The 22,530-nt window shown below is 64.6% G+C and carries 19 protein-coding genes and 1 tRNA gene; 17 read left to right on the top strand and 3 right to left on the bottom strand.

Going from position 1 to position 22,530, the window contains the following annotated elements:
- Positions 1-284 precede the first annotated feature (284 nt).
- From rho to ACYQ4W_RS05210, 7 genes are all read left to right on the top strand, one after another.
- Complete coding sequence (rho, locus tag ACYQ4W_RS05240; protein WP_459853670.1) at positions 285-1,580, top strand: transcription termination factor Rho; 1,296 nt, start codon at positions 285-287, stop codon at positions 1,578-1,580.
- 131 nt (positions 1,581-1,711) lie between these two features.
- Positions 1,712-3,241 carry a beta-barrel assembly-enhancing protease gene (locus ACYQ4W_RS05235; protein WP_459853668.1) on the top strand — a complete coding sequence of 510 codons (1,530 nt, stop codon included), beginning with the start codon at positions 1,712-1,714 and terminating at the stop codon, positions 3,239-3,241.
- Positions 3,242-3,330: 89 nt separating this feature from the next.
- Entirely contained in the window at positions 3,331-4,305 is a 975-nt protein-coding gene (locus tag ACYQ4W_RS05230) for a bifunctional riboflavin kinase/FAD synthetase (RefSeq protein ID WP_459853665.1), read from the top strand.
- A gap of 57 nt (positions 4,306-4,362) precedes the next feature.
- Positions 4,363-4,923, top strand: a complete 561-nt coding sequence (locus ACYQ4W_RS05225; RefSeq protein WP_459853663.1) for a macro domain-containing protein — start codon at positions 4,363-4,365, stop codon at positions 4,921-4,923.
- A 14-nt stretch (positions 4,924-4,937) separates the two neighbouring features.
- Positions 4,938-5,489, top strand: a complete 552-nt coding sequence (hslV, locus tag ACYQ4W_RS05220; protein WP_459853661.1) for an ATP-dependent protease subunit HslV — start codon at positions 4,938-4,940, stop codon at positions 5,487-5,489.
- On the top strand, positions 5,486-6,856 hold the full coding sequence (gene hslU, locus ACYQ4W_RS05215) for an ATP-dependent protease ATPase subunit HslU (RefSeq protein WP_459853658.1): 1,371 nt from the start codon (positions 5,486-5,488) through the stop codon (positions 6,854-6,856). Before hslV ends, hslU begins: the two co-directional genes overlap by 4 nt.
- Before the next feature lie 9 nt (positions 6,857-6,865).
- Positions 6,866-7,285, top strand: a complete 420-nt coding sequence (locus ACYQ4W_RS05210) for a PaaI family thioesterase (RefSeq protein WP_459853656.1) — start codon at positions 6,866-6,868, stop codon at positions 7,283-7,285.
- A 264-nt stretch (positions 7,286-7,549) separates the two neighbouring features.
- Here ACYQ4W_RS05210 and ACYQ4W_RS05205 read toward each other — a convergent pair whose 3' ends face one another.
- The 3 genes from ACYQ4W_RS05205 to ACYQ4W_RS05195 form a co-directional block, all read right to left on the bottom strand.
- Positions 7,550-8,059, bottom strand: coding sequence for a cytochrome c3 family protein (locus tag ACYQ4W_RS05205; protein ID WP_459853653.1), 510 nt, complete (start codon positions 8,057-8,059; stop codon positions 7,550-7,552).
- A 159-nt stretch (positions 8,060-8,218) separates the two neighbouring features.
- Positions 8,219-9,283, bottom strand: coding sequence for a phosphotransacetylase family protein (locus ACYQ4W_RS05200; RefSeq protein WP_459853650.1), 1,065 nt, complete (start codon positions 9,281-9,283; stop codon positions 8,219-8,221).
- A 119-nt stretch (positions 9,284-9,402) separates the two neighbouring features.
- Positions 9,403-11,505 (bottom strand): acetate--CoA ligase family protein, encoded by a 2,103-nt coding sequence (locus ACYQ4W_RS05195; RefSeq protein ID WP_459853647.1) that lies wholly within the window; start codon positions 11,503-11,505, stop codon positions 9,403-9,405.
- A gap of 156 nt (positions 11,506-11,661) precedes the next feature.
- On the opposite strand from ACYQ4W_RS05195, the gene mobA reads away from it, so the two are divergent.
- The 10 genes from mobA to ACYQ4W_RS05145 all read left to right on the top strand — a co-directional run bounded on the left by mobA (position 11,662) and on the right by ACYQ4W_RS05145 (position 22,522).
- Positions 11,662-12,327 carry a molybdenum cofactor guanylyltransferase gene (mobA, locus tag ACYQ4W_RS05190; protein WP_459853644.1) on the top strand — a complete coding sequence of 222 codons (666 nt, stop codon included), beginning with the start codon at positions 11,662-11,664 and terminating at the stop codon, positions 12,325-12,327.
- Entirely contained in the window at positions 12,324-13,565 is a 1,242-nt protein-coding gene (locus ACYQ4W_RS05185) for a molybdopterin molybdotransferase MoeA (protein WP_459853641.1), read from the top strand. Before mobA ends, ACYQ4W_RS05185 begins: the two co-directional genes overlap by 4 nt.
- Positions 13,566-13,756: 191 nt before the next feature.
- Positions 13,757-13,832: transfer RNA gene (locus tag ACYQ4W_RS05180), tRNA-Thr, on the top strand.
- Between the two features lie 549 nt (positions 13,833-14,381).
- The gene (gene xsc, locus ACYQ4W_RS05175) at positions 14,382-16,109 is read left to right on the top strand and encodes a sulfoacetaldehyde acetyltransferase (RefSeq protein ID WP_459853639.1); all 1,728 of its coding nucleotides are present in this window, start codon (positions 14,382-14,384) and stop codon (positions 16,107-16,109) included.
- Between the two features lie 178 nt (positions 16,110-16,287).
- Positions 16,288-17,670, top strand: coding sequence for an aminotransferase family protein (locus ACYQ4W_RS05170; protein ID WP_459853636.1), 1,383 nt, complete (start codon positions 16,288-16,290; stop codon positions 17,668-17,670).
- Between the two features lie 36 nt (positions 17,671-17,706).
- A complete protein-coding gene (gene ald / locus ACYQ4W_RS05165) occupies positions 17,707-18,825 on the top strand; it encodes an alanine dehydrogenase (protein WP_459853633.1) in 1,119 nt (372 codons plus the stop codon).
- A gap of 47 nt (positions 18,826-18,872) precedes the next feature.
- Entirely contained in the window at positions 18,873-19,631 is a 759-nt protein-coding gene (locus ACYQ4W_RS05160; protein WP_459853630.1) for an ABC transporter ATP-binding protein, read from the top strand.
- A 93-nt stretch (positions 19,632-19,724) separates the two neighbouring features.
- Complete coding sequence (locus tag ACYQ4W_RS05155) at positions 19,725-20,783, top strand: ABC transporter substrate-binding protein (protein WP_459853627.1); 1,059 nt, start codon at positions 19,725-19,727, stop codon at positions 20,781-20,783.
- 90 nt (positions 20,784-20,873) lie between these two features.
- Positions 20,874-21,671: an ABC transporter permease gene (locus ACYQ4W_RS05150; protein ID WP_459853624.1), complete on the top strand. Its 798-nt coding sequence runs from the start codon at positions 20,874-20,876 to the stop codon at positions 21,669-21,671.
- A gap of 2 nt (positions 21,672-21,673) precedes the next feature.
- Positions 21,674-22,522 (top strand): ABC transporter permease, encoded by an 849-nt coding sequence (locus tag ACYQ4W_RS05145; protein ID WP_459853621.1) that lies wholly within the window; start codon positions 21,674-21,676, stop codon positions 22,520-22,522.
- Positions 22,523-22,530: the final 8 nt, after the last annotated feature.

Here is a 22,530-nt window from a genome sequence, read left to right as displayed (position 1 = left end):
GCCACCAGTTGAACATATTTTTCATGCTTTAAGCCCTCAGCGTGAGGCGCATACCTTTCTCTAACCTCATCCCACGGAGCGTGAGGCTTTCAATGCCCCGCGAAAGACACCCAAATCCATCCCACAAGAGTACTCGAGGCCAGGATCGCAATCAGGATCGTGGTCAGGAACGTGGCCAAGAACGTACTTCCGAACGCAATCAGGTTGAGCGCGGCCAGGATCGCAATCAGGATCGTGGCCAGGAACGCAGCCCCGAACGTGTGCAAGAGCGCGCGCCGGAGCGCATGCCTGATTTCGTCGAGGAAGAGTACGTCACCACATCGGAAAACAAGCTCAACCTCACAGACCTGAAACAGAAGAGCATGCCGGAGCTCATGGAGTTGGCCAACAACTTCAAGATTGAGAATCCGAGCAACCTGCGCAAGCAGGAGCTGATCTTCGCCCTGCTTCAGGAGTGTGCTTCGCAAAACGGCCAGATCTTCGGCGAAGGCGTGCTTGAAATCCTGCCCGACGGGTTCGGCTTTCTGCGCTCGCCGCTGTATTCGTACATGCCGGGCCCGGACGACATCTACATCTCCCCTTCGCAGATCCGCCGTTTCGGCCTGCGCAAAGGCGATGTCATCTCCGGGCAGATCAGACCGCCGAAGGAAGGCGAGCGCTACTTCGCCCTGCTGAAGGTCAGCGAAATCGGCTTCGAGCCGCCAGAAGCGAGCAAGCATCTGGTTCTCTTCGACAACCTGACTCCCCTTTACCCGAACAAACGCTTCAGCATGGAAAACGGCGCCGAGAACTACGGTTCGCGCGTCATCGACCTGCTCTCCCCCATCGGTCGCGGCCAGCGCGGCCTCATCGTGGCCCCGCCCCGCACCGGCAAGACCATGATGCTCCAGACCATCGCCAACTCCATCAACGCCAACCACCCGGAAGTCTACTTGATCGTGCTGCTCATCGACGAGCGGCCCGAGGAAGTGACCGACATGGAACGCACGGTCCGCGCCGAAGTCATCAGCTCCACCTTCGACGAGCCACCCACGCGCCACGTGCAGGTGACCGAGATGGTGCTTGAAAAGGCCAAGCGCCTTGTCGAGCGCAAGCGCGACGTGGTCATCCTCCTCGACTCCATCACCCGCCTGGGCCGCGCCTACAACGCCGTCACGCCGTCCTCCGGCCGCGTGCTTTCCGGCGGTCTGGACGCCAACGCCATGCAGCGCCCCAAGCGCTTCTTCGGCGCCGCGCGCAACATCGAATCCGGCGGCAGCCTCACCATCATCGCCACCGCGCTCATCGACACCGGTTCGCGCATGGACGAGGTGATCTTCGAGGAATTCAAGGGCACCGGCAACATGGAAATCTACCTGGACCGCCACCTGTCCGAAAAGCGCGTGTTCCCCGCCATCGACATCAACCGCTCCGGCACCCGCAAGGAAGAGCTGCTGTTGGACGAGGAAGTGCTGAACCGCGTGTGGATTCTGCGCAAGGTGCTCTCGCCCATGAACTCCACGGACTCCATGGAGTTCCTGCTCGACAAGATGCGCAAGACCAAAAACAACAACGAGTTTTTGAACATAATGAACAAGTAACCCGTTGTTTTACGTCGATTATTCAAAAAAGGATGTGCCCCGGCGCATCCTTTTTTCTTTTCCCGACCTGTGCTAAAGGTCACGCGTCATGGCTGCCGCTCTGTCCGGCGGCCGCAACCCCTGGATACCGCATGAAACGCCATTCCACAGTTCCGTTTCGTTGCATAGGCGTTCTGACGCTGATCCTTTGCCTGCTGCTCCCGGCGCAGGCCCAGGCCCTTTTCGGTTCCGTCACCGTTGCGGACGAAATCGAGATGGGCAAAAAATTCGATGAAACCATCCGACAACAGATGAGCCTCGTGGACGATCCGGAGATCGTCATCTACGTCAAGGGCGTGGTGGACCGCGTGGCCGCCACCCTGCCGCCGCAGCCCTATCCCATCCGCAGCGCCGTGGTGGCCAACAACGCCATGAACGCCTTCGCCATCCCCGGCGGCTACATCTATATCTTCACCGGCCTCATTCTCGGCGTCGACAACGAGGCGGAACTCGCCGCCGTCATCGGCCACGAACTTGGCCACGTGACGCAGCACCATGTGGCCCGCCGCATGGAGCAGATGAAGTACATCAACATCGCCTCCTTCACGGGCATGATCGCCGGCGTGCTGCTTGGCGGCGCGGGCGGCGGCACCAGCACAGGCAACCTCGGCAAGGCCTTGTCGGTCGGCTCCATGGCCGGCGGCCAGTCCGCCTTCCTCATGTACACGCGCGAGAACGAACGCGAGGCCGACAACGTGGGCCTGAACTACATGGTGAAGGCCGGCTACAACCCCAACGCCATGCCGCAAACCTTCGAGATCATGAACAAGCAGCGTTGGTTCATGTCCGGCGACTCCATTCCGTCCTATCTCTCCACCCACCCGGGCTTGGACGAACGCATCGACTACCTGCGCGAGCGCATCCGGCACATGCCCGCCGACATCGTCGCGCGCGACTTCCAGCGCGAGAAGTTCCTGCGCATCCAAACCATTTTGCGCGCGCGCATGAGCTCCGCGGAAACGGCCCTGGCCTACTATGACAACAAGCCCAAGGCCCAGCAGACCTGCCTCGACATGGCCGGACGCGGCATCGCCCTCGACCGCCTGAAGCGGCAGCAACAGGCCAGCCAGGCCTTCACCGCCGCACTGGCCTGCGGCCCGGACGACCCGCTGGTGCTGCGCGAGGCAGGCATGTTCTTCTTCAACCAGGGCGACATGAACAAGGCCGCGCCGCTGCTGCAAAAGGCCGCCATTCTGAATCCCAAGGACGCCATGAGCATGTTCTTCACCGCGCGCATCATGGCCGAGCGCAAGGACTATCAGGGCGCCATAGCCCTTATGCAGCGCGTCATGCAGCAAGTGCCGGAGGACGCCGAAGTGCGCTTCCACCTTGGCCGCATGCTGGGCGAAAACGGCGACATCTTCGGCGCGCATTTGCAGCTCGCCTATGCCTCGCACTATGGACACGACAAGCAGAAGGCCATGTTCCATTTGGATAAGGCCAAGACCCTGGCCGCAAGCCCGGAGCAGAAGAAGCAGCTGGAAGACCTGCAGCGCGCCCTTGGCGAGGGCAAGGGCAAAGGACCGGACGGCAAGGACGGCGGCAGGGGCAAGGACAACAAAAGCCCCTTCGCGCCCCGCCCAGGCTCCCCGGCGTTTGAGATGCGCTTTGGCCGCGGCTAGCGGCGGGCGAACAGCGTCGCAGGCAATCTCAGCGGACAGGCCGAGCGGCCTCACCATTCAAGCACAGCATTAAGGACACGTTAGCGCACATGATCGTCGCACGCACCATTGACGAACTGAAAGACACCATCACCGGCTCCTGCGTCACCATCGGCAACTTCGACGGCGTGCACATGGGCCACCAGCGGCTCATAGGCCGCACCTGCGCCAAGGCCAAGAAATGCGGCTTGATCAGCGTGGTCGTCACCTTTGATCCGCACCCCATGACCGTGCTCATGGGCGCGAAAACGCCCCCGTTCCTCACCAGCACGCGCCAGCGCCTCGCGCTCATCGAGCGCCAGGGGCCGAACGTCGCGCTGGTTCTGGAGTTCACCCGCCAAATGGCCGCCCTTGAGCCGGAGCAGTTCGTGCGCCAGTACCTGCTGGAAGGCCTCGCCATGCGCGAGATGGTCATCGGCTACGACTACGCCATGGGCAAAGGCCGCAAGGGCAATTTCGACCTCCTGACCCAGATGGGCCGGGCCGAGGGCTTCAATGTCGAGCGCCTGAACCCGGTGCTTGTGGGCGGGGCCGTGGTCAGCTCCACGCGCATCCGCGACCTGGTGCAGGCAGGCAATGTCTGGGAGGCGCGCCCGCTTCTGGGCCACTTCTTCGAGGTCCAGGGCCTGGTCGTGGACGGCATGAAGCGCGGCGCGGCCATGCTGGGCTTTCCCACGGCGAACATCCGGCCCGAGGCCACGCTGCTGCCCAGACCCGGCGTCTACGCCGTGTGGGCCATTCTGGATGGCGAGCCGCTGCAGGCAGTGGCCAACGTGGGCTACAACCCCACCTTCGGCGATACGGGCCTGACCCTTGAGACGCACATCATGGACTTCAACCGCAACATCTACGGCCAGGAGCTTTCCGTGCAGTTCGTGCAGCGCCTGCGCTCCGAGCGCAAGTTCGAAAGCCTGGACGCGCTCAAGGCGCGCATTGCCGACGACGTGCGCCTGGGCCGCGTCATCCTGGGCAATCCGGACGCCCTGCCCGGCGGCGAGATCCGCTCCGAGGACGAGGACGACTAGCCCGCCGCACTCCCAAGCAATGACGGCGGAGCCCGAGACAACGACCAAGGACGCGCAATGCCCGGCTGGACTTTCCACTCCGCACGCCTCGCCCTCCGGCAAGGTGATCTGACCACGGCCGACGTGGACGCCGTGGTCAACGCCGCGAACTCCGGGCTCCTCGGCGGCGGCGGGGTCGACGGCGCCATCCACGCGGCGGCCGGACCGCGCCTGCTGACCGCCTGCCGCGAGATCATCACCCGCATCGGCACCCTGCAGCCAGGCAAGGCCGTCATCACGCCCGGTTTCGACCTGCCCGCAAGACACGTCATCCATACCGTCGGCCCCATTTGGCGCGGTGGAACGCAAAACGAGGACACGCTGCTGCGCTCCGCCCATGCGGAGAGCCTGAGGCTTGCGCACGCGCACGGCCTGGCGAGCATCGCCTTTCCGGCCATCAGCTGCGGCGCGTATGGCTACCCGCTTCATCTGGCCGCCCCGCTCGCCCTTTCCGAACTGCGCCAAGGGCTGGAGCATGGCCTCGTGCGCGAGGCCGCCCTGTGGCTGCGCGGCGCGGAGGCCTTCAATTTCTGGCGCGGCATGGCCGAAAGCCTGTTCGGACCGCCGCAGATTCCCTGAACCAAGGAGACACGATGGAAATTCACGGCACCACAATCCTGGCCGTGCTCGGCGAGGAAGGCGTGGCCATGGCCGGCGACGGCCAGGTGACCCTGGGGCAAAGCGTGGCCATGAAGCACACGGCGCGCAAGGTGCGCACCATCTACAAGGACCGTATCGTCGTCGGCTTTGCCGGCGCCACGGCGGACGCGTTCACGCTGTTTGAGCGCTTCGAGAAGAAGCTTGAGACGCATTCCGGCAACCTCACCCGCGCCGCGGTGGAACTGGCCAAGGACTGGCGCACGGACAAGTACCTGCGCAAGCTTGAGGCCATGATCCTGGCCGCCGACGCCGAGACCATCCTGCTCATCACGGGCACGGGCGACGTCATCGAACCGGACGACGGCATGGCCGCCATCGGCTCCGGCGGCACGTACGCCCTGGCCGCGGCGCGCGCGCTCAAGCGCCACACGCAGATGACAGCCAAGGACATCGCCCTGGCCTCCATGAAGATCGCCTCGGAGCTGTGCGTGTTCACCAACGACAACATCCATGTGGAGACCAAGGCGCGGGAGGAAAAGGCATGAGCTCCCTGACCCCGCGTGAAATCGTCGCCGAGTTGGACAAGTTCGTAGTGGGCCAGGCCGAGGCCAAGCGCATGGTCGCCATCGCCATGCGCAACCGCTGGCGCAGACAAAAGCTCGACCCGGAGCTGCGCGAGGAGATCGCGCCCAAGAACATCATCATGATGGGCCCCACCGGCGTGGGCAAAACCGAAATCGCGCGCAGGCTGGCCAAGCTGGCCAAGAGCCCCTTCCACAAGGTGGAGGCCACCAAGTTCACGGAAGTGGGCTATGTGGGCCGCGACGTGGAGTCCATGATCCGCGACCTCATGGAGATCGGCATCACCATGGTGCGCGCCGAGGAACGCGAGAAAGTGCGCGTGCGCGCCGAGAAGCACGCCGAAGACCGCCTGCTGGACCTGCTGCTGCCCGGCAGCAAGCCGGAGCCCGCCGGGTATTCCTTCACCCCCATTGCCGACCCCGCGGCCCCGCAGCCCGTGCAGACGGCCAACGAGAGCACGCGTGAGAAGTTCCGCCAGCTCTGGCACGAGGGCAAGCTGGACGAACGCATGGTCGAGCTTGAGATCCTGTCGCAGGACGGCGCGGGCATGGCCGTCATGGGCATTCCCGGCATGGAGGACATGGGCGGGCAGGTGCAGGACATGCTGGGCCGCATGTTTCCGCAGAAGAAGCGCCTGCGCAAAATGAAGGTGCGCGACGCCTACAACGCTCTTGTACAGGAGGAGTCGGACAAGCTCATCGACATGGACAAGGTGCAGGACATTGCCCGCGAACGCGTGGAGCAGACCGGCATCATCTTCTTGGATGAGCTGGACAAGGTGGCGAGCAGGCAGGACCACGGCGGCCCGGATGTCTCCCGAGAGGGCGTGCAGCGCGACCTGCTGCCCATCGTGGAAGGCTGCGTGGTGAACACGAAATACGGCATGGTCAAAACCGACCACATCCTCTTCATTGCCGCCGGCGCCTTCCACTTCGCCAAACCCTCGGACCTCATCCCGGAGCTGCAGGGACGCTTTCCCCTGCGGGTGGAGCTCTCCGCCCTGGGGCAGGAGGAATTCTACCGCATCCTGACCGAGCCGCAAAACGCCCTCACCGTGCAGTATTCCGCCCTGCTCGGCACCGAGGACCTCGCCCTCAGCTTCACGGACGACGCCCTGCGCGAAATCGCGGCCATGGCGCAAAAGATCAACGAGGACATGGAGAACATCGGCGCGCGCAGGCTGTACACCATCATGGAGAAGATTCTGGCGGACCTGTCCTTCGAGGCCTCTGAGAAAGGCGGGGAGCAGGTGGTGGTGGACCGCGGCTACGTGCAGTCCAAACTGACGGACATCGTCGAGAACCGCGACCTCTCGCGGTACATCCTGTAGGAGGCGGCCATGGACTTCGACGCGCTCAAGCGCTTGGCCGAGGAAGGCCTGCCCTTCCACAAGTACCTCGGCATCCGCGTGGAGGAGCTTCGCGAAGGCTACGCCCGCCTGCGCATCCCTTTCCGGGCCGATCTGGTGGGCGATTCCCGGCGGCCCGCCCTGCACGGCGGGGTCATTTCCACCCTGGCCGACGTATGCGGCGGCTTCGCCATTTGGACCAGCTGCCGTCTGGACGACCGCATCGCCACCATCGACATCGGCGTGGACTACCTGCGCCCCGCCGCGGCCAAAGACCTGTATGCCGAGGCCACGGTGCGGCTGCTGGGAAACCGCGTGGGCAACGCGCACGTGGTGCTGTGGAGCGAGGGCGCGCCGGAGCAGCATGTGGCCGTGGGACGCGCGGTGTACAACATACGACGCGGGAAATAGCGCAACAAAAAGGCCGGGCGATCCCGGCCTTTTCTTTTTCAAGCGTAGCGCGCCATTACACAGCTGGCAGCATCGCTGACGTCTCGGCGGCGGCGCCCCAGGACGCCACGCATCAAAGCCGACAAGGGCCAGCGCGGAGCAAAACACCTTGTCCGAGCGTGTGCAAGGGCGTGGCGCGCGGCAAGCTGATGCCACCCGGCCTTCCGCAGGCCGCATGGGCCGGGCGAACGTTCCGGAAGCCGAATGCGCCTTCTCTGCGGCAGGCTACTCCGCCGGGGCCGCCGGGGGCGGCAGCAGGGTCGGCATCAAACCGCCGCTGGGCAGCAGGTTGAGGGGCGCTGCCTGGGCCTGGGGGTCGCTCTTATGGCACCCGGAGCAGGTCACGGGGCCGCGCTTCTGCGCCTTGTGGCAGTCCTGGCAAACCTTGTGCGAAACGACCATGAGCGAGGCGGCGCGGTCGGTGGGCGCGGGCCGTTCATGGTGACAGTCGGAGCAGCGGCGCTCCATGCCCTTGGGCTGCGCGCCCTTCTTGCCCTTCGCGGGCTTCATGCCCGGCAAAGGATGATGGCAGGTGGCGCATTTCGTGAGCTTGGCCTTCTTGTTGTGGTCATTGTGATTGAAGGGCACGGCCAATTCCTTGGGCGCCGTGGCGGAGGGATCTGCGGGAGCGTTCATCATATATTCCTGCGCCTGGACGGGTAGCAGCCAAAGGGCGGCGAGAAGCACGGCGGCGCAAGGGGCGGCGGTTTTAACGATGCGGGAAGTCTGACGCATGAAGTCTCCTGTATGGTGTCATGGAGCGCGAGGCACAGGGCGGCGCTCGTAGGATCTTGCCGGGAAAGGGCGTTGCGACGGGACCGCGTTTGTACGCTCGACCGCGAAACGCGGCGTCAAACCGTCACGGGCTGACTCTAACCTAAAAAAATCCGCGCGTCACTCCAGACCGAGACGCTGGCGCAAAAGTTCAAAGTCAAGGGCTCCGGCCACCAGCTGCACGCCATGGTTGACCTTGATCATGTCGCGCAGCTTGTGGCGCGAGAGGATGTTCTCCATCTTCTTGGCCACGGCGAAGGTGTCCTCGCGCACCATGATGATGGGCGTTTGCAGCACCTCGGACCGGGTGAGGATGATGTCGTTGGGGTGCAGGTTTCCGGTGAGGATGAGACAAGGGCAGCTGCCTTCCAGGGCCACCAGCTGCACGTCGGACCGGTCTCCGCCCACGATGATGGCCGAGTTCTTGTGCCGCATGAAGTGGGTCAGAAAATTCTCCACCTGCATGGTGCCGATGAGGAAATCCTCCACCACGCGGTCGGCCTTGTGGTGCGCGGAAATGACCTTGCCGCCCAGGCGCTCGGCCAGGTCGCTCACCTTGATGGCGCTCATGATGGGATCGGAGGCGATGACGCCCAGGACCTCCACCCCTTTGCGGCGCAGGAAGGGCGCGAGCAGTTCGTCCACCTCGGCGCGGTAGTGCTCCGGAATGTCGTTCAGGATCACGCCGGCCAGATCGTCGCCAAGGGCCTGCTTGCAGCGCAGCACATAGTCGTACTTGAGCTCGTCGTGGTAGCGGTCGATGATGACCGTCTTGGCGCCAAGGGCGCGGGACACGCTCACGCCGTCGAGGCCGCAATACGTGCCGGAGCCGAGGAAATTGCCGGAACCGGCGATGATCATCACGTCCTTGCCGCGTGAGAGCTCCTCGTAGGCGCTGACGATGCCGGGCAGGAGGTCGCCGATGTCCTCGGAAAAGGCGCGCCGGGCGAACTCACGGTTCACCACCACGGGCGTGACCAGCGCGGGGTTCTGCTCCAGGCCCAGCACCTGCTGCAAAAACATGGCATCCTCGTCGCCCGGCTTCTGGTCCTCCCGCGGGACGGCGCCCACAGGCTTCATGTAGCCGACCTTGAGCCCCATCTTCTTGAAGCGCAACCCAAGGGACATGGCGATGAGGTTTTTACCGGAGTAGCCGGTGGTGGAGCCGATATATATGCCGACCATCAAATTCCTCCTTACGGGCGACTGCTGGCGCCGAGAGCCCCTGGCGCGCGCAGGCGCGGGCTCGGCTGGGCGCACAGTGCCGGACGCATGGCGCCAGACGCATGGTGTCAGACGCAGGGTCAGACGCGCAGGGTAAGGCGCGCCTCGGCCACGTAGGCCTTTTCGTGATTCACCAGAACAGGGCCGAGTTCCGCCTCGTAGAGTTGCGGAAAATCCTGCGCCAGGGCGGCCAGCGCCAAAAGCGCGTCCTCAAGGGCCCTAAAATTCACTGCCGGTTCTCCGCCCAGTCCCTTCAAGTGCAGATAGGAACGTATGGAACGGATCATGCCAAAAGCCTCGTCGCGACTCAAGGGGGTGAGGTGGTGCGAAACGTCCGCCAAAATCTCCGTGTGAATGCCCCCCAGGCCGAACATGAGCAGCGGCCCGAACTGCTCGTCGCGCCGCAGCGAGAGCACGACTTCCTGCGCGCCCTCCGGTGCCATGGCCTGCACCAGGCAGCCGATGATCTCCGCCTCCGGCCGGATGCGCGCCACATGGTTGGTGAGGTCGAAAAACGCCTTGCGCACAGCGGCTTCGTCCGCAAGTCCGAGGGAGACGCCGTCGACATCCGAAAGGTGGGCGATCTGCGGCGAGGCGACCTTGAGCGCCACAGGCCCCGCCATGCCGCGCGCCGCGACAACTGCCTCCGCGCTGCTGCGGGCCAGCACCGTTTCCAGCGTGTTCAGAGCATAGGCCCGCAACAGCTCCTGGGCCTGGAAGCCCGAAATCTCCTGCCGTCCCTCTGCCGTGGCGGCCGCGACGATGCGCCGGGCCGCTTCGAGATCGCGCTGGGGCGGCTCGTACACGGGCACGGGCTTTTGCAGCCATTGGGCATAGGCGTACATGGCCTCTATGCTGCGCAGGCCCGGCTCCGGGAAGGCATGGCACGGCAACCCGGCCCGGCGCAGAATCTCGCGCCCGGCCCCGCCATGGGCCCGGCCCATGAGGCAGGTCATGACCGGCTTGTCCGAGCGGCGCGCCACCTGAACGATGGCCGTGGCCGTGGCCTCCAACTCCACCATGGCCGTGGGGGCGATGAGCAGCAGCACGGCATGCACCAGGGGATCGTCGAGCACGGCCTCCAGGCTCTTGCGGTAGCGCTCGGCTCCGGCGTCGCCGATGATGTCCACGGGGTTGTACACCGAGGCGTAGGAAGGCAGCACGGCCTGCAGGCGCTGGATGGTCTCCGGCGAAAGGCGCGCCATGTGCAGGCTGGTGCGCTCGCAGGCGTCCGCCGCGAGAATGCCCGGACCGCCGGCATTGGAGAGCACCGCCACGTTGGGCCCCTTGGGCAGGGGAAGGCTGGCGAAGGCACCGGCCAGGGCGAAAAGCGATTCCACGTTGGCTGCGCGGATGACGCCGCATTGCCGGAACGCCGCGCCATAGGCCTCGTCGGACCCGGCAATGGCCCCTGTGTGCGAGCTGGCCGCCTTGGCCCCGGCGTTGGTGGAGCCGGCCTTGAGCAGGATGACCGGCTTCTTGCGGCTCACCTCGCGCGCGGTGCGCACGAAATCCTCGCCCGCCTCAACGTTCTCCAGGTAGCCCATGACCACCTTGGAGGCCGGGTCGTCGCCCAAATAGGCCAGGAGGTCGGTTTCATTCAGCACGGCCTTGTTGCCCAGGCTGATGAACTTGGAGAAGCCGAAATTCTCGCCCCGCGCCCAGTCGAGAAACGCCAGACACAGCGCGCCGGACTGGGAGCAGAAGGCCACGTTGCCCGGCAGGGGCTGGGTGGCGGAAAATGTGGCGTTGACGCCGTTGGCGGTGTTCATCATGCCCAGGCAGTTCGGCCCCAAAAGCGCCACGCCGTGCTGCCGCGCCAGCTCAGTGAGCCGCCGCTCGAGCAGAAAGCCCTCGCGTCCGGTTTCGCGGAAGCCCGCGCTGATGACGATGGCCGACTTGAGCCCGCGCACTGCCAGGGCCTCAAACGCCGGCAGCACGTGGTCGCGCGGCACGGCGAACACGGCCAGGTCGATGCCGCCCGGCAGCTCGGCTATGGTGCGAACGGCGCTCAGCCCCTCGATGTCGCCGCCCTTTGGATTGACGGGAAAGAGACGGCCCTTGAAGCCGGCGGCCAGCATGTTGCACACGACGACATTGCCGACCTTGCCCGGCGCGGCCGAGGCCCCGATGACGGCCACGGTCCTGGGTGCGAAGAAAGCCTGCAAGGTGCGCTGGTCCACATGTCACTCCATGCTCTACGATCTTTCCGGTACTTGGCCTGGATACACCGTCGCGGCCCGGTCCTCAAGGGGCAGCGGCTGCCCTGGGCGATCTTTCAAGAGAAAAGAGGGCGCCGCATGTTGCCCAAGCACTGCCCAGCAGTATACAGAAGAACAATGCGCCACGCTCAAAGCCCGTCGACCAGGCCACACGCCACCGCCGCCATATTGGCGGGCGGCGCAGCCACGCGCATGGGCGGCGCGGTAAAAGCCCTGCTGGATGTGGGCGGCCGGACCATCCTCGACCGGCTTGCGGAGACCTTGCGCCCGCACTTTGTGGAAGTGCTGCTGGTCGCCAAGGAGCCGGAACCGTTTTTGGCTCTTGCCGCGGCCAACCCGCCCTGGCGCTTGGTGCTGGACTCCCTGCCGGGCCGCAGCTCGCTCACGGGCATCCACACCGCTTTGCGGAATGCGCGCACCGAGCACGTCTTCCTCACGGCCTGCGACACGCCCTTCCTGCGCCCGCAATTGCTCAACGCACTCTTCGACCACTTGCGGCAGGAGGACGACGTCGTGCTGCCCATAAAGCCGGACGGCTACTTCGAGCCGCTCTGCGCCTTCTATTCTCGGCGCTGCCTGCCGCACATCGAGGCGCAACTGGCGCACGATGATCACAAGATCATCCGCTTTTTTCCCAAGGTCCGCGTACACCCCCTGCCGGTGGAAGCCCTGCTGCGCGCCGACCCGGACCAGCTCTCCTTCAAGAACGCCAACACCCCGGATGAATTGCGCGCATTGCGCGAAACCGCAGCCACGCTGCCCGTCCCACAGGAGGTCCCGTGACGGCTGAACGAATATCCCGAGATCTTGCGCTTGAGCGCATCCGTCACCACATCCGCGACACCCAGCCGCACGTTCGCGATAGCGCGTTGTTCGAAAGCCTGGGACTCATCTGCGCCCAGGACATGTTCGCCGAGCACGCCACCCCGGCCGAACCGAAATCCACTGTGGACGGCTTTGCCCTGGCCAGCGTCGACACGCGCGGCGCCACGACCGAAACCCCCGTGCAGTTCCGCGTGGAGGGGCTCATCCGGCCCAGCACGGCGGCCCCCCCGTCCATCGGCATCGGGCAGGCCGCAGCCATTCTCACGGGCGGTCCGCTGCCTCCGGGGGCCGACTGCGTCGTGCCCAGGGAAGCGGTGGAGGTGCTCGAATCCGGTCTGCGCCTCGTTCGGGAGCTCGCCCCCATGGACCACGTGCGCGCCATCGGCAGCGACCTCAAGGCCGGAACGCGCATTGTGCGCCGGGGCGAGGAGCTGACTCCGGCCGTGCTGGCTTCGCTGGCGGTCTCGGGCAGCAAGATGGTCAAGACGATCATTCCGCCGCGCGCGCTGGTGCTGGCCCTTGGCAACGAGCTTTCCGCCATCGGCGCCGGGCCGTCTCCCGGGCATATGCCCGCGGACAACCTGCTGCTCGCCGCGGGGCTGCTGCGCTATCGCGGCGTGGGCGAGGTCCGGGCCGAAGTTTGCGCCAACGAGCTTGGGACCATCACTCAGAAGCTTTGCGCGGACAATGTGCAGTGCATCGTCACCACCGGGGGCACAGGCCCGGGCGAGCGCGACTTCATCCTGAAGGCGGCCCTTGAGGCCGGGTTCGAGCTCTTGTTCAACGGCATCGCGCTGACGCCCGGCAAGAGCATGTTCGCGGCGGTGCGCGGCGACACCTTGCTCTTTGCCCTGCCGGGCACGCCCTGGGCCGTTTTCGCGCTGATGCATGCGCTGGTGCTGCCCGCCATCTGCTGGCTGCGCGGCCGCACCTTGCCGGTGCCGGGGCTCATACTGGCGCGGCCCTCCATTACGCCAAACGCGGCGCAACTGGGCTGGGAACGCCTTGTGCCCTGCACCAACTCCGCCCTTGGCGCGGAGCTGCAAGCCCAGCCGCTGCTGGAGCGCAGCCGCGAAGCGCGGCTCGACATGCTGGAAACCCACGGACTGCTCATCGTCTCGGACAAGGTGGAGCAAGGCGAGCTGCTGCCGATGATTCCCATATGGGAAAATCCGCGGGGGCACAGGCTGGGCTGAGGCGATCGGCAGCGTTGAGGAAAATAGCATGCGTGAATAAATGGTTCCGGCAACAGACCGGACAAGCGCCACCAGATGATCATGAACCGCTCAGGATGTTTTGCCGCTGGATGCTTGCCAGGGGTTTTGCGGGGCCATTTTTCAACTTGACCGCTTTTCCGGCGTTGTGTAACAAGGCTCCGCGTGAGTCAGCCAGCGTAGCTCAGCTGGCAGAGCAGCTGATTCGTAATCAGCAGGTCCGCGGTTCGATTCCGCGCGCTGGCTCCAGAGAGATCAAGGCCCGACAAGGATTGCAAACCTTGCTGGGCCTTTTTCATTGGTGACGCAAAGAATCATGGCGTGGCGGTTTGTTACGCTATTTTTCATAAACGACGTCAACGCATTCGGCGCGACACAGCCGTGTTGACCGCACGCGCCGCCTTCCGCCGCCGCCAGTACTCCGAACTCCTCCAGCGTCGAGCCACTCTTTGAGAGAACCCGGCTTCTCAATCGCTTCACCACCCGCCCATGCCGCTTTTCGACCTCCGCCTGATTTGCAGCTGGCACTCGGCGAAGTGTCTCGTGATCCAACGTACGCCACTCCAGACATGTCGCCCAATCCAGACACATCCACTAGCCGCCCCCATCCGAATCACGCTTGCCCCTACAAAACAGATTTTGATTTAATCTGTGATTTCAAGATGTAATGCGAATTTCAAAAACATCGTCATGAATCATAAATCTCGGCATGCCGCTTGCTCTTTCTTTCACATGCCAGCCCAGCCGGGCCGGCGAAAGAACTCGACGCCCAAAACCGTCTGGAAAGGAGCGGCAGCGATGAAAATGACCCCAAGCGAGGCATTAGCTGAAACCCTGGTGGCTGAGGGCGTGCAGAACGTCTTCGGCATTGTCGGATCCGCGTTCATGGACCTGCTCGATCTGTTCCCCGCAGCGGGCATCCGCTTCATACCCTGCGCCCACGAGCAGGCGGCGGCCCACGCGGCGGACGGCCTGGCGCGCGTCACCGGCCGCCCGCAGGCCTGCATCGCGCAGAACGGTCCTGGCGCGCTCAACTTTGTTTCCGCCATCACCGCGGCCTACTGGGCGCATTCCCCGGTGGTCGCCCTGACACCGGAAACCGGCAGCAAGGGCATCGGCACCGGCGGGTTCCAGGAAATCGACCAGATGCCGTTCTTTCAGCCCAGCACCAAGTATCAGGTGCGGGTGAACCGGCCCGACCGCATGTCCGAACTGGCCCGGCGCTGCTTCTACATCGCCAAGGCCGAGCACGGCCCCACGCAGTTGAACATTCCCCGCGACTACTTCTACGGCATCTGCGACGACGAGATCTACACAACGGCCGAGGTGCAGTTCGGCCCCGGCGCAACGAGCCAGATCGAAGAGGCTGCCCGGCTTCTCTCACAGGCCAAGTATCCGGTCATTCTGGCCGGCGGCGGCGTGTCCGCGGGCGAAGCCATAGCCGAAACCCGCGCCCTGGCCGAGTATCTCACCGCGCCTGTGGTCAACAGCTACCTGCACAACGACTCTTTCCCGGCGGACCATCCCCTGTGCTGCGGTCCCATCGGCTACTGCGGCTCCAAGGGCGCCATGCGCACCATCGCCAAGGCCGATGTGGTTCTGGCCCTGGGCTGCCGACTCGGCCCCTTCGGCACCCTGCCCCAGTACGACATCGATTACTGGCCCAAGGGCGCCAAGGTCATTCAGGTCGACGTGGACTACCGCGTGCTCGGCCTGTCCAAGCGGGTGAACCTGGGCATCCTGGCCGACGCCAAGCAGTTTGCCGCCGCCCTGTTCCAGGCCGTCAAGGCCGCGGATCCCAAGCGCAAGCCCAACGTCGTGCGCCAGAAGGACGTGGACGCGGAAAAGGCCGGCTGGAACGACGAGCTCAAGAAGTGGTCCAGCTCCACGGCCAAGCTCATGCACCCGCGCCGTTTCCTCAAGGAGCTTTCCGAGGCGCTTCCGGCCGGGGCCATCGTCTCCACGGACATTGGCAACAACTGCTCCATGTCCAACAGCTACCTCAAGTTCAGCGGGGCGCGGCAGCACATCTCGGCCCTGTCCTGGGGCAACTGCGGCTTCGCCTACGGCGCGGCCATGGGTGCCAAGATCGGCAATCCCGGCGCGCCCGTGTTCGCTCTGCAGGGCGACGGCGCCTATGGCATCAGCGGCCTGTCCGAGGTCATGACCGCCGTGCGCGAGAACATCCCGGTCATCGCCGTGGTGTTCCAGAACTACGAGTGGGGCGCGGAAAAGAAGAACCAGGTTGACTACTACGCCGAGCGCTACGTTGGCGTGAACCTGCGCGAGAACCCGAGCTACGCCCAGCTCGCCAAGGACATGGGCGCCGAGGGCTACCGCGTGGAGGACTACAAGACCGTGAAGGACGTTGTGCGCGCGGCGGTGGCCTCCGGCCGTCCCGCGGTCATCGAGGCGGTCATCGAGGGCGGCAAGAACGTATTGGCCGAGCCCTTCCGCCGCGACGCCCTAGCCATGCCCACGCGCTATTTGAAGAAGTACGCGCATCTGAACGCGCCCAAGGGCTAGGATGCATTGACACGCCACTCCCTCTGCCCGGGCCTGGCTCCCGTGCCCATCAAAGGGGGCCGGGCCCAAGAGGAAGGCGGCAAGCGGCTCTTTGCAAAGGATTAGCTGATCCATTGCGGCGGCAACGCCCGGACCGGCGGATAACGAGCACGCAACCCATGTTGCGGAGGAAGCAGCCATGCAGCAAAACGCCAAAAAGTCAGATCCCGCGGTTCTGGTGAGGAACGATGTGGAGCATGTTTGGCACCACCTGACCCAGCACAGCGTCTTTTCCGCAAAGGACCCGCTCATCATGGTCGAGGGCGACGGAATGCGCCTGCGCGACATCAACGGCCGCGAATACCTCGACGCCACCTCGGGCGGCGTCTGGTGCGTCAACGTGGGCTACGGCCGCAGGTCCATCGCCGAGGCGGTCTGCGCGCAAATGATCAAGATGCCCTATTACGCCGCCTCGGCCGGGAACGTGCCCTACGCGGAATTCGCCGCCAAACTCTCGTCCCTGCTCCCGGGCATCAACCGCATCTACCTGTCCAACTCCGGGTCCGAGGCCAACGAAAAGGCCTACAAGATGGTCCGGGCCATTGGCCACATGAAGCACAACGGCAAGAAGAAGACGGTTCTGTACCGCAACCGCGACTACCACGGCACCACCATCGGCGCCTTGAGCTCCACGGGCCAGCAGGAACGCCGCGAGTGGTTCGGGCCATTCGCTCCGGGCTTTGCGGAGATTCCCCACGCCTGCTGCTACCGCTGCCCCTTCGGCAAGACCTATCCCGGCTGCGACATCGACTGCGCCAAGGCCATGGAGGACGTGATCCAGCGCGAGGGCCCGGACGAGGTCGGCGCGGTGATCTTCGAGCCCATCACCGCCGGCGGCGGGGTCATTCCCCCTGTGGCGGAATACTACGACGTCATCCAGGGCATTTGCCGCAAGCACGGCGTGCTGCTCATCATGGACGAGGTGGTTTGCGGCATGGGCCGCACGGGCAAGTGGTTCGGCTACCAGCACTACAACGCCAGCCCGGACATCGTGACCATGGCCAAGGGCGTGGCCAGCGCCTACATGCCCATCTCCGTCACCGCCGCAACCGAGCAGGTCTTTGCCCAGTTCCTCAACGATCCCGGCGACCCCATGGCCTACTTCCGCGACATCAGCACCTTTGGCGGCTGCGCGGCGGCCTGCACGGCGGCCCTGGAGAACACCCGCATCATCGAGGACGAGAAGCTGCTCGAAAACTGCCGCGTCATGGGCGAGCGCCTGCTGGCCGGCATGAAGGACATGGCCGACCTGCCCAAGGTGGGCGATGTGCGCGGCCGCGGCCTGCTCTGCGGCATAGAGCTTGTGGAGGACAAGAAGACCAAGGCCCCGGTGCACGAGTCCTATGTGCTCAAGGTCGTGGGCGAAATGGCCGCCCAGGGCGTGCTGGCAGGCCGCACCAACCGCTCCCTGCCAGGGCACAACAACATCGTGAACCTTGCGCCGGCGCTCATCGCCACCAAGGACGACATCGACGCCATCCTGGCGGCCTTGAAGGCGGCGCTGCTGAAGGCCGCGCAATAACCCTGCCCAACCCTGGCACAGATCTGGAGGAACGCCATGATCGTCGGCATTCTCAAGGAGATCAAAAATCAGGAGAACCGCGTGTCCATGACGCCCGCCGGCGTCGAGGTCATGCGCCAGCACAAGCACGAGGTTCTGGTGGAGCGCGACGCGGGCCTGGGCAGCGGCTTCACCAACGAGTCCTATGAGGCGGCCGGGGCCAAGGTCATCGGCTCCGCCGCGGAAATCTACGCCAAGGCCGAAATGGTCATGCACGTGAAGGAGCCGCTGGCCTCGGAATACCAGCTCATCCGCCCGGGGCAAATCAACTTCACCTACCTGCACCTTGCCGCCAACGAGGAGCTCACCCGCGCGCTCATGCAGAGCGGCTCGGTGAACATCGCCTACGAAACCATCCAGAAGCCAGACCGCTCCCTGCCGCTGCTCACCCCCATGAGCGAAGTGGCCGGGCGCATGGCCGTGCAGGAAGGCGCGAAGTATTTGGAAATGGCCCAGGGCGGCGGCGGCATCCTGCTCTCCGGCGTGCCCGGCGTCGACCCGGCCACGGTGGTCATCATCGGCGGCGGCGTGGTCGGCGTGGGTGCGGCCAAGATGGCCTGCGGCCTGGGCGCCAAGGTCTACCTGCTCGACACCAGCCTGGACCGCCTGCGCTACCTGAGCGACGTCATGCCCAAGAACTGCTTTCTCATCATGAGCAATCCCGCGGCAATCCGCAAAATCGTGCCCTCGGCCGACCTGGTCATCGGCGCGGTGCTCATCCCCGGCGCCAAGACGCCAAGGCTCATCACCCGCGACATGCTCGCAACCATGAAGCGCGGCGCGGTCATGGTCGACGTGGCCATCGACCAGGGCGGCTGCTTTGAAACCAGCAAGGCCACCACCCACACGGACCCAATCTACATCGTGGACGGCGTGGTGCACTACTGCGTGGCGAACATGCCAGGCGGCGTGGCCAAGACCTCCACCCTGGCCCTGACCAACGCCACCCTGCCCTATGCCCTGGAGATTGCGGACAAGGGCTGGAAGCGCGCCTGCCGTGAAAGCCGCGAAATCCTCCTTGGCCTGAACGTGGCCCAGGGCAAGATAACCTACAAAGCCGTGGCCGAGGCCTTCGACATGGACTACGTGCCGGCGGAGAGTCTTGTGCAGGAATAACGACGACAGGCGGCCGGGCTCTGCAACACGTGAGCGAGGTGAATCCAATGGCGCGAGAGGGCGATTCGAGCAAGACCAAGATCGAGGTCCGCAACCTGACCAAGCGCTACGGCGAACTGCTTGTGCTGGACGACATCAGCTTCAACGTGGCCGAGGGCGAGTTCGTGGCCATTGTCGGCCCCACGGGCTGCGGCAAGACCACCTTCCTGAACGCCCTTTCGCGGCTCATTCCCATCAGCTCGGGGAACATCCTCATCGACGGCGAGGAGGCCGACCCCAAGCGGCACAACATCTCCTTCGTGTTCCAAGAGCCCACGTGCCTGCCCTGGCGCACCGTGCGCGACAACGTGGCCTACGGCATGGAGGTGAAGGGTCTGCCCCAGGCGGAAATCAATGCGCGGCTGGAAAAGATTCTGGACATGGTGGGACTTACCCAGTGCGCCGACCTCTACCCCAACCAGATCTCCGCGAGCATGCTCCAGCGCATCGCGGTCTCCCGCGCGTTCGCCGTCAACCCCGACCTGCTGCTCATGGACGAGCCCTATGGCCAGCTGGACGTGAAGCTGCGCTTTTATCTGGAAGACGAGCTGGTGAACCTGTGGCGCAAGCTTGAGAGCACCGTGCTCTTCATCACCCACAACATCGAGGAAGCGGTCTACGTGGCCGAGCGCATTCTGGTGCTCTCCAACAAGCCGACCAAGATCAAGGCCGAGGTGAAGGTGGATTTGCCGCGGCCAAGAAACTTCCTTGATCCGGAATTCGTCCGCATCCGCAAGCACGTCACCGAGCTTATTCGCTGGTGGTAGCTTGCGGCGGCGGTGGAGGCGACAAAGGCGGCATGGCGCGGCGGGCAGCCCGCGCAACGGGTGTGGAACATCACAACGACGGAGGGAAAGTCTATGCCGAAGCTGAAGCATCACTTGACGCTATGCGTGGCGCTCATCCTGGTTCTGGCCTTTGCCGGACTGGGGCAGGCGGCGGAGACCAAGGTGCTCAACACCACCTGGCAGGCCGAGCACGAGACGTTCATTCCCTGGTACGCCAAGGCCCAGGGCTGGGACAAGGCCGAGGGCTTCGAGTTCAAGCTGCACATGTTCGACTCCGGCATGGCCCAGATTGAGGCCCTGCCCGCCAAGCAGTGGGTGCTGGGCGGCACCGGCGGCGTGCCCATGATGTTTGGCGCGCTTCGTCACAACGCCTATCTCCTCGCCATCGGCAACGATGAATCCGTGACCAACGCCGTGCTTGTGCGGCCCAACAGCCCCATCCTCAAGACCAAGGGCTTCAACAAGAAGTTCCCCGAGGTCTATGGCTCGCCCGAGACCGTGAAGGGCAAGACCATCCTGTGCACCACCATCTCCTCCGGCCACTACGCCATGAGCCTGTGGCTCAAGTCCCTGGGCCTCACGGACAAGGACGTGGTCATCAAGAACATGGACCCCGCCCAGTGCGTGGCGGCGTATGAAAAGGGCATCGGCGACGCGGTGGTGCTGTGGGCCCCGCAAATGTACAACGGCCTCAAGAAGGGCTGGAAGGTCGCCTCGGACGTCAAGAAGGCCGGCGGCTTCGTGCCCATCGTGCTCATCGGCGACAAGGACTACTGCGACAAGAACCCGCAGGAAGTGGCCAAGTTCCTCAAGGTCTACTTCAAGGGCATCGACCTGATCCGCAAGGACGGCGTCAAGCTTTCCCCGGACTACAAGAAGTTCCTGGGCTGGGCCGGTCTGCGCATGACCGAGGACGAGGCCAAGATGGACTTGCAACTGCACCCCGTGTTCACCCTGGACGAACAGCTCAAGATGTTCGACTCCAGCAAGGGCCCCAGCCAGGTTCAGCTGTGGCAGAAGGATCTGGTGAAGTTCTTCACCGACCTGGGCAAGCTGAAGCCCGCCGAGGGTGAAAAGCTCCAGTCCGGCTTCTACATCACCGACAAGTTCCTCAAGATGGTCAAGAAGTAAGGTGTCATGCCGGTCGGCCCGGCCGTCCTCGGACGGCTGCGGCCGGCCCTTTCCTGCAGCACAAGGCCCGCAGCAGCAAGGAGGCACACGATGACAGCGTACCGCGAGATACGGGTGAAGACGCCCCTGGCGCTCAAGATTCTGCCGGTGGTGAGTGTCGCCGCCTTCTTTTGCCTGTGGGAATTCGTGGTGCGCACGGGCATCGTGCCCGAGACCATGCTCGCCGCGCCAAGCAGCGTGGCCCAGCTCTTCGTGCTCAAGCTGAGCGAGGTGGACCCGGACGGCGCGCTCTTGCAGGAGCACGCCTGGGTCAGCATTCAGGAGGCCTTCACCGGCTACTTCCTGTCCCTGGCCGTGGGCATTCCCCTTGGGCTGGCCATGGGCTGGTTCGTCATGGCGGAGGGCTTGGCTAGGCCCGTGTTCGAGATCATCCGGCCCATTCCGCCCGTGGCCTGGATTCCCCTCACCATTTTCTGGTTCGGCATAGGCCTGCCGGGAAAGATCTTCATCATCTGGCTCGGCGGGCTGGTGCCCTGCGTCATCAACGCCTACGTGGGCGTGAAGATGACCAACCCGACGCTGATACAGATGGCGCGCACCTATGGCGCCAGCGACTGGCAGATCTTCCGGCAGCTGTGCATCCCCTCGGCCCTGCCCATGGTCTTCGGCGCGCTGCAAATAGCGCTCGCCTGCTGCTGGACCAATCTTGTGGCAGCGGAGCTGCTCGCCGCGGACTCCGGCCTCGGCTTCATGATCACCATGGGCCGCAGGCTGGCCATGCCGGAAATGGTCGTGCTGGGCATGGTCATGGTGGGGCTCACCGGCGCGGTCATCGGCGTGGTCATCGACCGTGTGGAAAAGAAGCTTCTGGCCGGGATCAGGAGGTAGCCATGTCCTCGAACATCGCCAACGAGACGACCTGCGCCTTCAGCGACCGCCAGCCCTGGACCTTGCGCCGGGTGCTGACCAACCGTTATTTCCTGTACACCGTATCGTTCTGCGGCTTCTTTCTCGGCTGGGACTACTTGGCCAGAACCCTTGGGGCCGAGGGCTCGAGCTCCCTCGCCAGACCGACAGAAGTCATAGCGGCCCTGCAGGACCTGTGGGACAACGAGCTGGCCGAGTACAAGCTTCTGGGCCACATCTGGGCCAGCACGCAACGGGTGCTCATCGGCTTCTGCATCGCCGCGGTCCTCGCCGTGCCCCTGGGCCTGATCATGGCCTTGAACCGCTACGTCAACGCCATCGTCAAGCCGCTGTTCGACCTGCTCAAGCCCATGCCGCCCATCTCGTGGATCTCCATCTCCATCCTCTGGTTCGGCATCGACGAGACGAGCAAGGTCTTCATCATCGTCATCGGCACCTTTGTGCCCTGCCTGCTGAACGCCTACAACGGCGTGCGCCTGGTTGACCCGGAGCTGTACGATGTCATCCGCATGCTGGGCGGCAACCGGCGCGACGAGATCCTGCATGTGTGCTTCCCGGCCTCGTTCCCGGCCATTTTCGCCGGGCTGCAAATCTCGCTCAGCTCCGCCTGGACCTGCGTGCTCGCGGCCGAGCTGGTCAGCGCGCGTTCCGGCCTGGGCTACATCATCGTCCAGGGCATGAACCTCTCCGACCCGGCCATGGTCATGGGCGGCATGGCGGTCATCGCCGTGGTGGCCTGGTGCACCACGCTTCTGGTCACCGGGCTGGAACGCTACCTCTGCCCCTGGAAGCGCAAGATCGCCGGGCTGTAGGGCTCGGC

It is taken from the genome of Humidesulfovibrio idahonensis (assembly GCF_054657715.1).
This window is presented reverse-complemented; position numbering and strand designations above follow the sequence as displayed.

Bases quoted from the DNA above. Each gene is read 5' to 3' on its own strand.
- xsc (WP_459853639.1), top strand. From the start codon at position 14,382: ATGAAAATGACCCCAAGCGAGGCATTAGCTGAAACCCTGGTGGCTGAG.
- ACYQ4W_RS05170 (WP_459853636.1), top strand. From the start codon at position 16,288: ATGCAGCAAAACGCCAAAAAGTCAGATCCCGCGGTTCTGGTGAGGAAC.
- ACYQ4W_RS05225 (WP_459853663.1), top strand. From the start codon at position 4,363: ATGCCCGGCTGGACTTTCCACTCCGCACGCCTCGCCCTCCGGCAAGGT.
- ACYQ4W_RS05155 (WP_459853627.1), top strand. From the start codon at position 19,725: ATGCCGAAGCTGAAGCATCACTTGACGCTATGCGTGGCGCTCATCCTG.
- ACYQ4W_RS05205 (WP_459853653.1), bottom strand. From the start codon at position 8,059: ATGCGTCAGACTTCCCGCATCGTTAAAACCGCCGCCCCTTGCGCCGCC.
- rho (WP_459853670.1), top strand. From the start codon at position 285: ATGCCTGATTTCGTCGAGGAAGAGTACGTCACCACATCGGAAAACAAG.
- ACYQ4W_RS05210 (WP_459853656.1), top strand. From the start codon at position 6,866: ATGGACTTCGACGCGCTCAAGCGCTTGGCCGAGGAAGGCCTGCCCTTC.
- ACYQ4W_RS05160 (WP_459853630.1), top strand. From the start codon at position 18,873: ATGGCGCGAGAGGGCGATTCGAGCAAGACCAAGATCGAGGTCCGCAAC.
- ACYQ4W_RS05150 (WP_459853624.1), top strand. From the start codon at position 20,874: ATGACAGCGTACCGCGAGATACGGGTGAAGACGCCCCTGGCGCTCAAG.
- ald (WP_459853633.1), top strand. From the start codon at position 17,707: ATGATCGTCGGCATTCTCAAGGAGATCAAAAATCAGGAGAACCGCGTG.
- ACYQ4W_RS05200 (WP_459853650.1), bottom strand. From the start codon at position 9,283: ATGGTCGGCATATATATCGGCTCCACCACCGGCTACTCCGGTAAAAAC.
- hslU (WP_459853658.1), top strand. From the start codon at position 5,486: ATGAGCTCCCTGACCCCGCGTGAAATCGTCGCCGAGTTGGACAAGTTC.
- ACYQ4W_RS05145 (WP_459853621.1), top strand. From the start codon at position 21,674: ATGTCCTCGAACATCGCCAACGAGACGACCTGCGCCTTCAGCGACCGC.
- hslV (WP_459853661.1), top strand. From the start codon at position 4,938: ATGGAAATTCACGGCACCACAATCCTGGCCGTGCTCGGCGAGGAAGGC.
- ACYQ4W_RS05235 (WP_459853668.1), top strand. From the start codon at position 1,712: ATGAAACGCCATTCCACAGTTCCGTTTCGTTGCATAGGCGTTCTGACG.
- ACYQ4W_RS05230 (WP_459853665.1), top strand. From the start codon at position 3,331: ATGATCGTCGCACGCACCATTGACGAACTGAAAGACACCATCACCGGC.
- mobA (WP_459853644.1), top strand. From the start codon at position 11,662: ATGCGCCACGCTCAAAGCCCGTCGACCAGGCCACACGCCACCGCCGCC.